Below are 13,821 nucleotides of genomic sequence, written 5' to 3'. Positions count from 1 at the left end.
ACGGGGCGGCGCACACGCGCCGACTAGGGCGCGCGTAATCGACGACTACTATTCTCGGTGTGTGTCGTACCTCGGGCATGTCCTACCGTGGCGCCTTCGACGGGAGCGCGCGCGAACTGGTCGTTGCGGTGGTGGCGCTCTCCCGCGAGCAGGGGCTGTCGGTGACTGCGGCGGGCGTCGCGTACTACACGTTCACCGCCCTGCTACCGATGCTCGTGCTCGGCGTGCTCGCGGTGTCAGCGAGCGGCTACGTCGGACTGGCGGCCGAACGCGTCACCGTGCTCGCGAACGTCTCCCCGAGGAACGTACTGGTCGTCGCGCAGGCGGTCGAGGAGAGCCAGGGGTTCGGTCGGCTCACCGCGCTCGCGACCGCCGTCGCGACGTGGAGTTCGCTGTCGCTCGGCCACACCGTCTCGCAGGTGTTCGAGGACGTCTACGAGGACGTCGGGCACACGCCGCTGGAGCGCATCGCGGACGTCGTCGTGGTCTTTCTCACGTGGCTCGCCGCGCTCCTGCTCGTGCTCGCGGTGGGCATCGCGCTCGCGTTCCTGCAGTCGGCCGTGGTGGTGTCCGTTGGCTGGCCGCTGGTGTTGTTCGTCGCGCTCGTCGCGGTGTTCCTGCCGATGTACCTCGTGTTCCCGAACGCCGTGTCGTTCCGGGACGCGCTCCCCGGGACGGCGTTCGCGGCGGCGGTGTGGACGCTGTCCGCGCTGGTGCTCCGGGCGTACGCCATGGCCGCGCCGACCGTGCGGCTGTTCGGCGCCGTCGGCGCGGTCCTGCTGGTGTTGACGTGGCTGTACGTCGGCAGTCTCGCGTTGCTCGTCGGCGCGGCGACGAACGCGGTGCTCGCCGAGCGACCACGGAAACCACGAACGTGAACAGATACCGCCGAAACGTCCGGGGTGTATGCACGAACCGCCGAATTGAAGGCGGGCGAGCGCGGAGTCGCTGGCATGACCAGCGTCATCGACGGGAACGCCGTCGCCGCCGACGTCCGCGACGACCTCACCGCTTGCGTGGAGACGCTCGCGGACGCCGGCGTCACGCCGCGGCTCGCGACCGTCCTGATGAACGACAAGCAGGCCAGCGCGACGTACGTCTCGATGAAACAGCGGGACTGCGAGGAGATCGGCATCGCCGCCGAGGACGTCCGCATCGACCCGGACGCGCCCGCCGAGGAGCTGTTCGAGACGGTCGCGGACCTGAACGCCCGCGACGACGTCCACGGCATCCTCGTGCAGGCCCCGACGCCCGACCACGTCCCCGACGAGCAAGTGCTCTCCGCGGTCGACCCCGCGAAGGACGTGGACGGCTTCCACCCCGAGAACGTCGGGAAGCTCGTCGCCGGCAACGCCCGCTTCAAGCCCTGCACGCCCCACGGCATCCAGAAGCTCCTCGCGAGCGAGGGCGTCGACACGGAGGGCGAGGAAGTCGTCGTCGTCGGCCGCTCGAACATCGTCGGGAAGCCGCTCGCGAACCTCCTCGTCCAGAAGAGCGACGGCGGGAACGCCACCGTGACCGTCTGTCACAGCCGCACCGACGACCTCGCGGAGCACACGCGCCGCGCGGACGTCGTGGTCGCGGCCGCGGGCGTCACCGAACTCGTCGACGGCTCGATGCTCTCGGAGGGCACCGTCGTCATCGACGTCGGCATCAACCGCGTGGACGCGGACAACGAGAAGGGCTACGAGCTCGTCGGCGACGTCGAGTTCGAGAGCGCGAAGGAGAAGGCCAGCGCCATCACGCCCGTTCCCGGCGGCGTCGGCCCGATGACGCGCGCGATGCTGCTGTACAACACCGTGAAGGCCGCCGGCGAGCAGACCGGTGTCGACGTCGAACTGCCCTGACGCCAGCGGCCCCGCCACGACCCGAAGCTACAACCCCGCGGCCGCCGTCGATCGATCCGAATGACGCCCGCGACGGATGCCGACGACGCGGACGTCGACGACGGCCCGAACTGGTCGCTGCTCGGTCTCGGCGGCGCACTCAGTCTCTGTTGTGTGTTCGCGCCGGTAGCCGCGGGTGCGGTGGGCGGGGCGGCGGCCGGCGGTGCGACCGCGAGCGTCGGCGGCGGCCTCGTGCAGGTCGTCGTCTCCGCGGTGACCGTCGGCGTTCTCGGCGCCGCGCTCTACGTCGTCCGGTCGTAGCCCGACCCACTCACGCGTCGACGAGCGCGTCGAGGTGCGTGCGCGCCCGCTCGGCGCCCGAGTCGTCCCCGACCAGCGACTCCCTGATCGCTCGCGCTGCTTCGACGAGGCGTTCCGCGTCCGCGGGAGCGACGTCGCCGTCGAGCGCCTCCACGCGCTTGGCGTGGTCGCGCAGCGACGCCAGCAGGCCGCGCTCGGGTTCGGGGACCTCGCCGTCGCAGTACGTCCGCACGTCCGTCCGGTAGTGGTCGACCGCGGCCGCGTACCCGAGCCCGCGGACCGCGCGCAGCGACTCGGGGACGTGCTCGGGAGCGGGCCGCCGGCCGTCCTCCGCGCCGTTCAGCAGTTCGAGCACGTACTCCTCGGCGGCGTCGTCGAGGCGCAGCGCGTCCCCGAGCAGGACCGCCGCGCGCCGGAGCTCCTGGGCCGCGAGGTAGGTGTCGTCGAGTTCCAGCAGGTCGCCGCCGGAGACGAACCCCCGAGACTGGCAGTACTCGCGGCACGCGTCGGCCGCGGGGTCGAGCGCGCCGCGGAGGTCGCCGTCCGCGGCCGCGCGCTTCGCGCCCGAGAGGTCGAGTTCGGCGTTCCCGTCCGTATGCGTGCGCCGCTCGCCGACGCCGACGCTGCGCACGCTGCCGCACTCGGGACACTCCACGCTCCCGGTCTCGTAGTACGACCACCGCGTCCCGCACGACTTGCACTCCCGTTCGCCGCGCACGTCCATGCCCGTAGCTTGCGCCGCGGCGGGAAAAACTCCCGCGTCTCCGCGTGCCCGCCGACGTGTCCGGCCGGCAACCTATTTGTGCCGCGTCGAGAAACCACCGCGCATGGCCCCCGCAAGCGACGCGCGACGCGACACCGCGCGCGAGTTCGCCGTCCGCTTCGCCGACGAGGCGTTTGCGGACGCCGCCGACGCGCTCTCCGCGGACGGCCGGGAGGCGGTCGTCGACGCCTATCCGGACGGGCTCGCGGCCGGCAACCTCGACGCGGAGGACGCGCTCGAACAGTTCTGGTACGGCCTCTACGGCCAGTACGGCGCCTTCGAGGGCGTCGACAGCGTGACCGTCGACGGCGACGAGGTCGCGGTCGAACTGGCGTTCGCCGACGGCAGGCACGTCCTCGAACTGAGCGTCGAGGACGGCGCGGTCACGGACTTCGCGCTCCCGAGCGAGTACGAGTCGCCGGCGTACGCCGACCGCGGCGCGTTCACCGAGAGCGAGGTGACCGTCGACGCCGACGACGTGGACCTCGGCGGCGTCCTCGCGGTCCCGGACGGCGACGACCCGTTCCCGGGCGTCGTGCTCGTCCACGGCGCTGGTATCCACGACACAGACGGCGGCGCGACGAGGATCCTCGAGGACTTCGCGTGGGGGCTGGCGAGCGAGGGCGTCGCCGTCCTCCGCTACGAGAAGCGTCTGCACGACCACGAGGTCCCCGCCGAGGAGTACACGCTCGACACCGTCGTCGTGGACGACGCTGTGGCCGCTGTAAACGAACTGGCGGCCGCCGACCCGGTGGACGAGGACAGCGTGTTCGTCGCGGGCCACAGCCAGGGCGGGATGGCCGCGCCGCGCATCGCGGAGCGACACGGCGGCGTCGCGGGCGTCGTCTCTCTCGACGGCGCCGCGGACAACGAACTCGACCCGGAGGACGTCTCGGTGCCGTTCCTCAGGTACGGCATGGACCCGGAGGGCGACCTCGACGAGGAACAGGAGGCGCAACTCGAAGCCCAGCGGGAGGAGTTCCGACGTGTCGCGGCGGGCGAACTCGGCCCGGACGAGGAGTTCATGGGCAAACCCGGTCGGTGGTTCGAGAGCGTGCAGGAGTACCACCCCGGGGAGACGGCCGAACGCCTCGACGCGCCGACGTTCGTCGCGAAGGCCGGCCGCGTCGACGAGGACGTCCAGCCCGAAATCGCGGCGTTCCACGCCGAGCGCCTCGAGAAGTGGCGCGCGCTCGACCTCCCGGAGGGCAGCCGCGTCGAGTTCTACGAGGACGTCGGCCACTACTTCAAGGAAGGCCGCGAGCCGACGACGATGGCGCACCTCCACTTCGCCGACAGCGTCGCCGAGTACGTCGTCAGCGATATCGCGGAGTGGGTAGAGACGGTCGCGGACGCGTAGGCTCAGTCGTCGACGACTTCGACGTCGTACTTGCCGCGCCAGCGGTAGCGCCGGCCGCCCCAGACGAACGTCCGGCGGACGTGCGCGTACACGCCGAACGGAATCGCCGCGAGCGCCGCGGGATACGCGATGACGACGGTCCATCGACGGATGCCGAACGCGGCGTAGACGCCGGCGACGAGCGCCGTCAGTCCGACGGCGGCGTACAGCGGGACGAGCAGGCACGCGACGAACGTCGCGAGCGTCACGAGCGCGCCCCAGACGTGGCCGCCGGGGTCGTGGCGGTGGACGATTTTCGTGAACCGGACGTGGCGTTCGAGGGTCCGGCGGATGGTTCCCCCGACTTCGACGCGGCGGGTGCGCCGCAGCGGAGTGACGTCGACGTGCTCGGAGAGCACGCCGTCGTCGCTGACCGTCCGCCGGAGGTCCGCGAGGAACGTCGCCTCGTCGAGGTCGCCGCGTTCGAAGAGGACGGCGCCTGCCCAGGCCTGGTCGCCGAGGTAGACGCCGAGCGTGCCGCCGACCGCGTAGAGCGGTTCGAGCAGTCTCGCGAGCGGGTCGCGGCCGACGAACACGGGGAGCTCGGAGACCGGGCCGTGGCGCTCGTAGTCCGCGTGCAGGGTCGCGAGCCAGTCCGGCGGGTGGTGGAAGTCGTCGTCCGTCCACGCGATGCGGTCGTGCTCGGCGGCCTCCATGCCGGCGGCGATAGCGTTCGCCTTCCCGGAGCAGCGTTCGGGCTCGCCCGCGAGGACCACGTCGACGTTCTCGGGAAGGTCCTCGCGGCCTGCGACCGGGTCGTCGGCGGTGTCGCAGAGCACGAGCAGTTCGTCCTCGGGGGCCAGCTGGGCGGCCACCTCCTCGCAGGCCGGCGCCCAGGTCACGGTGGGCAGCAGCACGCTCGTCGGCGGGGGCATGTCACAGTGTTCCGGAAGCTCGGTGAAAAGCGGCGGGGCGGGAGCGGTCGGACAGCCGGCGTCTGTCCCACCGCGAGAGTTAACTGGGACGGGCCGCAACAGCCGGACACGATGCCGAGCCAGAATCTGACGGCGCCGGCCGAGGATAGAGTAAGCCACGGCGACGTGGCTGGTCGAGAAATCCGACCGCTCGCCTGACCTCTCGGTGCGGCGGCGCGGCGACCGCGTCGCGGTCGTCGTGGACGGCGAGGAACTGCTTCTCTCCCGCGAGGACGCCGACCAGCTGCGCGACTCGCTGGACGACGCACTGACCGCCCGCGAGGCGTTCGTGAACACCGTCGGCATCCACCGCGCGGACGGCGGCTACGTCGTCGAGCGCCGGGGCGCGGACTCGTCGGGCAACCGCAAGGTGTTCGACTGCTTCGACGAGCTCGCCCGGCTCTGCGAGCGCCTGCCCGTGGAGTTCACCGCCGAAGACCTCTCGGCGTCGGGGTTGACCGCGGGCCGCCGCCACATGGTGCTGTGGCACCTCGTCGAGCACCCCGCGTTCGACGTCGACCTCGCGAGCAGGCAGCCGCTGACCGCCGAGAAGACGGCGACGGGGGTGGTCGAGCCGTAGGCTTTTGCCCGCGGGCGGCCACCCGCCGGCCACTCTCCATCGCCGCGCGCGACCCGGAGACCGACGCGGTCGGCAGCGGCGAGGAAAAGCTCGTGAACGCCGACTGGCACGGGCTCTCGCGGCTCGACCGGGGGCCGCCGCGGCGGGTTCTTCGTTCTCGGACGCCTAGTCGGGGTATGCCCGAGATCGAGACCAACGGCGTGGAGACGTACTACGAGCGCCGCGGCTCCGGCCCGCAGGTCGTCTTCGTCCACGGCGCGATTCTCGACCACTCCCAGTGGGACCCGCAGGTCGAGGCGCTCGCCGAGGACTACGAGGTGATTACGTACGACGTACGGGGCCACGGCCGCACCGGCGGGTCCCCGGTCGGCACCTACTCCGTGGGGCTGTTCGCGGCAGACCTGCGCGCGCTCGTGGACGCGCTCGACCTCGACCGGCCGGTCGTCTGCGGGCTCTCGATGGGCGGCTGCATCGCGCAGGTGTACGCCGCCGCCCACCCCGGCGAGATTTCGGGACTGGTGCTCGCGGACACGTTCGCGCCCGAACTCGGCGGCCGCGGCGAGTGGGTGCAGCGGTCGCTGCTGTTGCGCGCGACGGTGCCGTTCGTCCGCCTCGTCGGCTACGAGCGCGTCGAACGGGCGCTCGTGTGGCTCCAGCGGCGCCTCCACGGAGCGAGAGTCGGCGGCGACTACGAGCGAGTCGAGGCGCTGCGGGCGTCGGGACCGAAGCTGACGACCGCGGAGTTCGCGAAGGTCGTGCGCGCGGTCGCGGCGTTCCACGAGACGACCGTGGACTTGGCGGCGATTGCCGCGCCAACGCTGGTACTGTACGGCGAACACGAACCGCCGTTCGTCCGGCGGCACGCGGCGACGTTCGCGGCCGGGATTCCGAACGTCGAGGTCCGCGAGGTGCCCGACGCCGGCCACGCCTCGAACCTCGACAACCCCGAGTTCTTCACGGCCGAACTGGGGGCGTTCCTCGACGGTGTTCGGGCGTGACGGCTCCGGCGGTCGAGCCGTGGCTGTCATTGATACGGCTGGCCGACCAACGGCGCGTATGCGCAGCGAGGAGGAGGTCCGAGAGCAGTACGAGTTCCTCGTCGAACAGCTCGAGTCCGAGGAGATGAACCACGAGGGCGTCCGCGAGATGTTCACGTACTACCGGCGCGCGCTCGGCTGGGTGTTGGAGGAAGAACACATGTAGCGGCAGTAGTTTCGTGCGGGGATAGGTTTATTATCGTAGCCCGTTTTGGACCAGGTGACGCTTCGCTTTGGAGGGCCGAAGCGTCAGCGGGGACCAATTCAGGGCGGCTGCGGGGCCGGACTTTTCCCGGCTCCGCATCCTTTTCCGTTGCGTCAGTGTTCGTAGCGACAGTTCCGTCGTTCTCGCGTAGTTCTCGGTAGTGTTCTCGAAGCGCGCGAAAAGAGGCGGCCGCGCTACCAGAGGAACGCCGGCCAGACGAACTGGAACAGCGCCCAGATGAACAGCGTCAGCACCGCGGTCATCAGGACGTTGAGGACGACGCCCGCGCGCATCATGTCCGCCTGTTCGAGGTAGCCGGAGCCGAAGACGATGGCGTTCGGCGGCGTCGCGACCGGGAGCGCGAACGCGAAGCTCGCGGCGATGGCGCCGCTGACCGAGAGGAAGACGGCGGCGGACTCCTCGGCCAGCCCGAGCGTTGCGGCGAGGACGCCGCCGATGGAGACGAGCACGGGCACGATGATGGTGGCGGTGGCGGTGTTCGACGTCATCTCCGTGAGGAAGATGACCAGCAGGACGACCGCGGCGACGACGGCGACGATGGGGAGCCCGGTGAGCGAGCCGAAGACGGCCTCCGCGATCCAGCGCGTCGCGCCGCTGTTCGCGAACCCGGACGCCAGCGAGAGGCCACCACCGAACAGGAGGATGGTCCCCCAGTCGATGTCGACGAGGTCCTCCCACTCGGCGGTGTCGGCGGGCACGAGCGCGGGGATGGCGTAGAGCCCGACCATGACGTAGTACAGCAGGCCCTGGTAGCCGCCCTCGGTGCCGAACAGCGTCGGGCCGCTGCCGCCGAACAGCGTGGTGTGGAGGAGATTCGCGGTGTCGGGGTCGAGGCCGGCGGTCTCGAACAGCCACCAGACGGGGCCGCCGAGCCCGCCGAGCACCCACAGGCCGGCGGTCGCGGTGAAGATGTACGCGACGCGACGGCCGCGCGTGCTCAGCTCGCCCTCCTCGCGGAGGTACTCGCGGGCCTGCTCGCGGGCGTCGCTGACGTCGTCGACTTCCGGCGGGAACAGCCGGAACGTGAGCACGTACCAGACGATGGGGAGCGTGACGGCGACGATGGGGAGGCCGATGAGCAGCCAGTCAGCGAACCCGATTTCGTAGCCGAGCTGGTCGTTGAGGACGCCGGCGACGACGGCGTTCGGCGGCGTCCCGATGAGCGTCCCGACGCCGCCGACGCTGGCGCCGTACGCGGTGCCGAGCAGCGTCGCGATCTGGATGTTCGTGGTGGGGTCGCCGTCGCCGGCTTCGGTGAGTTCGTCGCGGCCGACGACCTGGGCGAGCACGCCGACCGCGATGGGCGTCATCATCGCGGCCGTGGCGGTGTTCGACACCCACATCGAGAGGATGGCCGTCGCAATCATCACCGCGAGGATGAGCTTCCGCGGGCTCGAGCCCATCCGCGCCATGATGTACAGCGCGATGCGGCGGTCGATGTCGTACTTCTGGAGCGCGTTCGCGAGCATGAACCCCGCGACGAACAGGAAGATGAGGTGGTCGGCGAACGGCGCGAGCGCGCCGTCGAGGGTGTCGAAGACGCCGAAGCCCGTGAGCAAGACGGGGATCGAGAGTGCGGTGACTGCCAGCGGGAGCGCGCCGGACACCCAGAGCACGGCGGCGAACGCCATGGTGGCGATGGCGTACTTGCCTTCGAGCCCGAGGTCGGCGGGCGTCGGTGCGAGCGCGATGGCGGCGGTGACCGCGACCGCGAGCGCGAACACCGCGAGGCGGCCACGAGCCGAGCGAACGTCTACCTGTATCATTGATACACGCCTTCTCTACGCTCCTATCTTTAATTATTAACGGAGTCAGTCTATCGTCGTCAGAAGTGCTCGACGAGCGCCGCCACCTGTCCGTCGTCCAGTTCGGCGGCGTAGAGCGCGAACAGCTCCCGACGGCGGTCGCCGGAGAGCGCGCGGCTCCCGCCCTCGAGCATGGAGACGTGGGCCTGCCGGAGCCCGGCGACCTCGCGCTCGACCTCCCGCTGGCTGAACCCCGCGGCAACTCGGAGGAGCCGCCACGCCGTCGGGGACACGTCGGCGAGGTCGACGGCGTCTCTCCCGGCCATGTTCGCGTGTGTCCGGTCGGCCTGCATAAATGTTCTCGGAGCGTCCTGGGAGTCACGGTCGCCGACATGTCAGCTTGGTAGATAATAGCGGCTTCCCGGAAAGCCGGGAGCCAATCCCCCATGCTTATGCTTTCTGAGACGAAAGATATAACGAGTGCAGGACATATGTATGACCTGACAGGGTTCCAGCGCGACCTCCTCTACGTCGTCGCCGGATTAGACGAGCCACACGGACTCGCCATCAAAGAAGAGCTCGAGGAGTACTACGAGTCGGAAATCCATCACGGCCGGCTCTACCCCAACCTCGACACCCTCGTCGACAAGGGCCTCGTCGACAAGGGCCAGCTCGACCAGCGCACCAACTACTACACGCTCACCCGCCGCGGGCGCCGCGAGATCGCCGCGCGCCGCGAGTGGGAACAGCAGTACGTCGACCTCGAGTAGCCGTGGTCTCCTCGCGGACCGCCACTGCCGCCGCCGGCGTGCTCGCGAGTCTCGCCGTCAGCGTCGTCGCGTGGGTCGTCTTCGACGTCGCGCTGCTCTTCCTCGCGGTCCCGCTGGTTCCGCTGTTGTTCCGGCGGCGCGGCGACGACGCCGAACCCCCGGTCTACGAGTGCTCGACGTGCGGATTCCGCACGCGCGACCCCGAGTTCGACTACTGTCCGCGAGACGGCACGCGCCTCGAAGCGCGCTGACCTACTCCTCGTCCTCGTCCTCCTCCTCGTAGTCGTATATCGACGCCTGTTCGCTGCCGTGGCCGTTCGTCCAGACGCTACCGCCGACGGCCGCGGGCTCTATCTCCCTGCCCGCCAGCAGCTCGGGGAGGACGAGCCGGACGAAGTGGACGAGGAACACGAGCACGAGCGGCCCGAGGAACAGGCCGTACCAGCCCCACAGCAGCGGCCCGAACACGTACGACAGAATCACGAGGCCGAGGTGGAGGTTCCGCCCGGAGACGTACGGCCGCAACAAGAGGTCCGGGATGAAGTCGACGACGACCGCGGCGACGAGCACGAACACGGTGACGAACGCGTACCCCGTGCCGTTCTGGAACGCGACGAACGCCAGCCACCCCGCCAGCGGAATCCACACGAGCTTGATGCCGATGACGGGAATCAGGCTCGCAATGCCCGTGATGAGCCCGAGCAGCACGGGGTAGGGGATGGCGATGTCCGCCGGCGAGAACGCGTTCATCGTACCGTAGGAGACGGCCGCGATGATGCCGGTGGCGAACGCGAACAGGATGTTCCCGAAGAACACCGTCGAGAGGTCGTGGTCGACCGCGCGGGCGTACGCCTCCGTGACACCGCTGCCGTCCGTGAAGCGCCGCTGGAACCAGCCGCCGAGGCGGTGGTCGTCCCGCAGCAGGTAGAACGCGATGATGATGACCGCGAACAGGTGGATGAACAGCGTCCCGAGGACGCCGACGTACTCGAGGGCGTTCGTCGACGTCGTGCGGAGCGCGTCCTGCACCGAGGGCTGGTTCAGGAACGCCTCCGGGTCCTGGACGATGGAGGAGACGTCGAGGTACGGCTCGATGAGCGTGCCGACCTGTCCGAGGTCGACGTCCTGGGCGGTGAGGAACTGGTCGAGCTCCTGGAGGCCGACCGCGGTGGTGTACGCCGCCAGCAGCATCGCGGGCAGCGCGAGCGTCACGAGCGCGATAACTGCCGCGACCGTGGGCTGTCGCACCCACTGGTGCAGCCGGCGGTACACCGGCCGTGTCGCGTAGTAGATGAAGACGCCGAGCACGAACGTCCCGACGAACGAGTAGACGGTGTACGCCAGCGCGGCCGCGAGGGCGACCGCTATCGCCCACCAGCCGGTGCGTGCGCGGTCGACGTCGAAGTCCATTACGTACAGTGGCGACGCGAACGACCAAGAAAGGTTCCCCGGGGACCCCGAGACTTTTCACCGCGTGCGGTGAAGTCCGGAGAGTGCTCGGTGCCATCGAACCGCTGACGGACGCGCCGGTAGACAGCCGCGTGGTTCGCATCGCGCTGTCGGTCGCGCTCGGGCTGTTCATCGGTCTCGAACGCGAGTGGGCCCAGAAGGCCGCCGGCATCCGGACGTTCGCGCTCGTCAGCGTCCTCGGCACCATCTTCACGGAGGTGGACACGGAGCGCTGCTTCGGCGCGCCGGGCGTGTGCCCGCCGTACCTCTCGATGGTCGGCGCCGTCTTCGTCATCGCGGTCACGAGCGTCCTGATGGTTTCGGGGATGAACGACGAGGACGAGGGCCTCCACCTGACGACCGCGGTGAGTCTGGTGGTGGCGTACGGCGTCGGTGTGCTCGTGGGGGTCGGCGCGGTGCTCCCGGCGACCGTCGTCACGGTCACCAGCTCCATCCTGCTGGTGTTCAAGCGCGAGCTCCACGGGTTCGCGTGGGACCTCTCCCGGGAGGAGCTGCGCTCGACGTTCGAGTTCGCGATTCTGGCGTTCGTCGTCTACCCGCTGCTGCCGGCCGGCACCGTCTCGCTGGGCTCCGGGACGTACGCCGTCGACATCGAGCCGCGCGTCGTCTGGCTGATGGTGGTGTTCGTCGCGGGCATCGGCATCGTGAACTACGTCGTCGTGAAGACGTACGGCGGCCGCGGCATCGCCGTCACGGGCTTCTTCGGCGGGCTGGCGTCCTCGACGGCGGTCGTCGGGACGATGCTCGACCACGTCAGCCAGCGCTCTGAGGCGGCGTCGTACGCGGTCGCGGGCGTGCTGCTCGCGAACGCCGCGATGGCGCTCCGGAACCTCCTCATCGTCGTCGTGTTCACCGTCTCTTCGGGCGTCCTGCTGACCGCGACCGTCCCGCTCGTGGTCATCGTCGTGGGCTGCATCGCCGTCGCGGTGGTGACCGCCGACTGGAGCACGAGCGTCGAGATGGAGCTCGAGAGCCCGTTCTCGATGCGGAACGCGCTCGGGTTCGGCGCGATGTTCCTCGTGGTCGTGGTGGCGGGCGGGCTCGCGCAGGTGCAGTTCGGCTCCGCCGGCCTCTACGCCACCGCGTTCATCTCGGGGCTGGTGTCGAGCGCGGGCGCGACCACGTCCGCCATCGTGCTCTACCGCACGGGCGCCATCTCCGAGACCGCGGCGACGGTCGCCGTACTGCTGGCGACCGCGAGCTCCATCGGCGTGAAGGTCGCGCTCACCGCGACCAGCTCCAACCGGGCGTTCGCGTACCGCGTCGCCGGGTACAGCGCGGCGCTGCTGGTCGCGGGCGCCGTGGCGACGGCCGTCCTCGCGCTCTGACGCGCGGTGAAGCTTGCCTGAACCGTAACGAATAGCTTTTACTCGCCGCCCGGGCAAGCAGTATCATGGACAGGGAGACCGCCGAGCCGAGCGTCCGGAGCCTCCCGGGCGAGAAGGCCGAGCAGTGGGTCGAGTACCACCACGAGCACGCGGCCCCCAGCACGTACGTCTACGAGTTCGTCTGGGACATCACGGAGGACGCCGAGGGGCCGTTCTGCCGGGACGTCGACGGCAACGTCCTGATGGACTTCACGAGCCACGTCGCCGCCGCCCCGTTCGGGTACAACAACCCGAAAATCATGGACCGCCTGGAGGAGTTCGACGTCGTCGACCCCTCGAAGATCGCGGGGCAGGACTTCTACGCGAGCGGCGGCTGGCCGCCCGAGGACGCCGACCTGCCGACCTCCACGCAGCTCCTCCACCGCCTCACTGACCTCACCGAGGAGTACGGCCTCGACACCGCCTTCCTCTCGAACACGGGCGCCGAAGCCGTCGAGAACGCGATCAAGATCTGTTACGCGAACGGCGGCCACCGCGCGTTCACGTTCGACGGCGCGTTCCACGGGCGCACGCTCGGCGCGCTCTCCCTCAACCGCTCGAAGGCCGTCCAGCGCCGCGGCTTCCCCGAGATCGGCGGCGTGGTCTCGGCGCCGTACTGCGCCTGCGAGGGCGAGTGCGACTGCGGCTGGAAGACCAACGGCCCCGGCGGGAACGTCGTCGCCGACAAGCTCCACCCCGAGCGCGGCGTCGTCGACCCCGACGAGGTCGCGTACCTCATCCTCGAACCCCAGCAGGGCGAGGGCGGCTACCGCGTCCCGAGCGACGAGTTCGCCGACGACATCGCCGCGATTCAGGCGACCCACGACATCCCCGTCATCGCCGACGAGATCCAGTCCGGGCTCGGCCGCACGGGCGAGCTCTGGGGCGTCGACCACACCGGCATCGACCCCGACGTCATCACGTCCGCGAAGGGCCTGCGCGTCGGCGCGACCGTCGCCAGCGAGGACCTCTTCCCCGACGAGACCGGCCGGCTGTCCTCGACGTGGGGCGCGGGCGACCTGCTCGCGGCCGCGCAGGGCGTCGCCACTATCGACGCCATCACGAGCGACGGCGTCCTCGACAACGTCACCGAGCGCGGCCGGCAGGTCGAGGAAGTGCTCGCGGACGACGCGCCCGAATTCGTCGTCGACGTGCGCGGGAACGGCCTGATGCTCGGCGTCGAGTTCGACACCAAGGACCGCCGCGAGGCCGTCGTGAAGGCGTGCCTGGAGCGCGGGCTGTTGCTGCTCGGCTGCGGGTACAAGACCGTGCGGCTGCTGCCGCCCCTGGACGTCACGGAGCGCGAAATCGACGTCGCGATGGACGTCTTCCTCGACGCCCTCGACGACTCGAAGGTCACGCGCGCCGGGCCGTCCGACGGCCACAGCGGCGACGTCCAGTAA

Annotated in this window: 16 protein-coding genes; 11 read left to right on the top strand and 5 right to left on the bottom strand. The window is 70.2% G+C overall.

What is annotated here, in order from left to right:
• The first annotated feature begins 77 nt into the window (after positions 1 to 77).
• From G9C83_RS12725 to G9C83_RS12715, 3 genes are all read left to right on the top strand, one after another.
• Positions 78 to 878: a YihY/virulence factor BrkB family protein gene (locus G9C83_RS12725; RefSeq protein ID WP_167246509.1), complete on the top strand. Its 801-nt coding sequence runs from the start codon at positions 78 to 80 to the stop codon at positions 876 to 878.
• Positions 879 to 953: 75 nt separating this feature from the next.
• The gene (locus tag G9C83_RS12720) at positions 954 to 1,847 is read left to right on the top strand and encodes a tetrahydrofolate dehydrogenase/cyclohydrolase catalytic domain-containing protein (protein ID WP_167246508.1); all 894 of its coding nucleotides are present in this window, start codon (positions 954 to 956) and stop codon (positions 1,845 to 1,847) included.
• 60 nt (positions 1,848 to 1,907) lie between these two features.
• Positions 1,908 to 2,147 (top strand): hypothetical protein, encoded by a 240-nt coding sequence (locus tag G9C83_RS12715; RefSeq protein WP_167246507.1) that lies wholly within the window; start codon positions 1,908 to 1,910, stop codon positions 2,145 to 2,147.
• Positions 2,148 to 2,157: 10 nt separating this feature from the next.
• On the opposite strand, the gene G9C83_RS12710 is transcribed toward G9C83_RS12715, so the two are convergent.
• Positions 2,158 to 2,871, bottom strand: a complete 714-nt coding sequence (locus tag G9C83_RS12710) for a TFIIB-type zinc ribbon-containing protein (RefSeq protein WP_167246506.1) — start codon at positions 2,869 to 2,871, stop codon at positions 2,158 to 2,160.
• Between the two features lie 103 nt (positions 2,872 to 2,974).
• Between G9C83_RS12710 and G9C83_RS12705 the strand changes: the two genes are divergently transcribed.
• Positions 2,975 to 4,270: an alpha/beta fold hydrolase gene (locus G9C83_RS12705; RefSeq protein ID WP_167246505.1), complete on the top strand. Its 1,296-nt coding sequence runs from the start codon at positions 2,975 to 2,977 to the stop codon at positions 4,268 to 4,270.
• Between the two features lie 2 nt (positions 4,271 to 4,272).
• Here the strand turns inward: G9C83_RS12705 and G9C83_RS12700 are convergent, their stop codons facing one another.
• Positions 4,273 to 5,184 (bottom strand): glycosyltransferase, encoded by a 912-nt coding sequence (locus tag G9C83_RS12700; protein ID WP_167246504.1) that lies wholly within the window; start codon positions 5,182 to 5,184, stop codon positions 4,273 to 4,275.
• Between the two features lie 205 nt (positions 5,185 to 5,389).
• Between G9C83_RS12700 and G9C83_RS12695 the strand changes: the two genes are divergently transcribed.
• The 3 genes from G9C83_RS12695 (at position 5,390) to G9C83_RS12685 (ending at position 7,006) form a co-directional block, all read left to right on the top strand.
• On the top strand, positions 5,390 to 5,803 hold the full coding sequence (locus G9C83_RS12695) for a hypothetical protein (protein WP_167246503.1): 414 nt from the start codon (positions 5,390 to 5,392) through the stop codon (positions 5,801 to 5,803).
• A gap of 176 nt (positions 5,804 to 5,979) precedes the next feature.
• Positions 5,980 to 6,801 (top strand): alpha/beta fold hydrolase, encoded by an 822-nt coding sequence (locus G9C83_RS12690; protein ID WP_167246502.1) that lies wholly within the window; start codon positions 5,980 to 5,982, stop codon positions 6,799 to 6,801.
• Positions 6,802 to 6,859: 58 nt separating this feature from the next.
• Entirely contained in the window at positions 6,860 to 7,006 is a 147-nt protein-coding gene (locus tag G9C83_RS12685) for a hypothetical protein (protein ID WP_167246501.1), read from the top strand.
• A 233-nt stretch (positions 7,007 to 7,239) separates the two neighbouring features.
• Here the strand turns inward: G9C83_RS12685 and G9C83_RS12680 are convergent, their stop codons facing one another.
• On the bottom strand, positions 7,240 to 8,832 hold the full coding sequence (locus tag G9C83_RS12680) for a DASS family sodium-coupled anion symporter (protein ID WP_167246500.1): 1,593 nt from the start codon (positions 8,830 to 8,832) through the stop codon (positions 7,240 to 7,242).
• 59 nt (positions 8,833 to 8,891) lie between these two features.
• Positions 8,892 to 9,137 carry a hypothetical protein gene (locus tag G9C83_RS12675; RefSeq protein WP_167246499.1) on the bottom strand — a complete coding sequence of 82 codons (246 nt, stop codon included), beginning with the start codon at positions 9,135 to 9,137 and terminating at the stop codon, positions 8,892 to 8,894.
• A 165-nt stretch (positions 9,138 to 9,302) separates the two neighbouring features.
• Here G9C83_RS12675 and G9C83_RS12670 point away from each other — a divergent pair, with 165 nt between their 5' ends.
• Positions 9,303 to 9,581, top strand: a complete 279-nt coding sequence (locus G9C83_RS12670; protein ID WP_157502918.1) for a PadR family transcriptional regulator — start codon at positions 9,303 to 9,305, stop codon at positions 9,579 to 9,581.
• Positions 9,582 to 9,583: 2 nt separating this feature from the next.
• A complete protein-coding gene (locus G9C83_RS12665; RefSeq protein WP_167246498.1) occupies positions 9,584 to 9,832 on the top strand; it encodes a hypothetical protein in 249 nt (82 codons plus the stop codon).
• Between the two features lies 1 nt (position 9,833).
• Here G9C83_RS12665 and G9C83_RS12660 read toward each other — a convergent pair whose 3' ends face one another.
• Positions 9,834 to 10,991: an AI-2E family transporter gene (locus G9C83_RS12660; RefSeq protein WP_167246497.1), complete on the bottom strand. Its 1,158-nt coding sequence runs from the start codon at positions 10,989 to 10,991 to the stop codon at positions 9,834 to 9,836.
• Positions 10,992 to 11,074: 83 nt separating this feature from the next.
• Here G9C83_RS12660 and G9C83_RS12655 point away from each other — a divergent pair, with 83 nt between their 5' ends.
• Positions 11,075 to 12,379, top strand: coding sequence for a DUF4010 domain-containing protein (locus G9C83_RS12655; RefSeq protein WP_347877801.1), 1,305 nt, complete (start codon positions 11,075 to 11,077; stop codon positions 12,377 to 12,379).
• A gap of 65 nt (positions 12,380 to 12,444) precedes the next feature.
• Positions 12,445 to 13,821 carry an aspartate aminotransferase family protein gene (locus G9C83_RS12650; protein ID WP_167246496.1) on the top strand — a complete coding sequence of 459 codons (1,377 nt, stop codon included), beginning with the start codon at positions 12,445 to 12,447 and terminating at the stop codon, positions 13,819 to 13,821.

This window comes from Halobacterium sp. R2-5 (assembly GCF_011734195.1).
Classification (GTDB): Archaea; Halobacteriota; Halobacteria; order Halobacteriales; family Halobacteriaceae; genus Halobacterium.
Note: the sequence above shows the minus strand (reverse complement) of the source record. Positions and strands in the feature narration are given on the sequence as shown.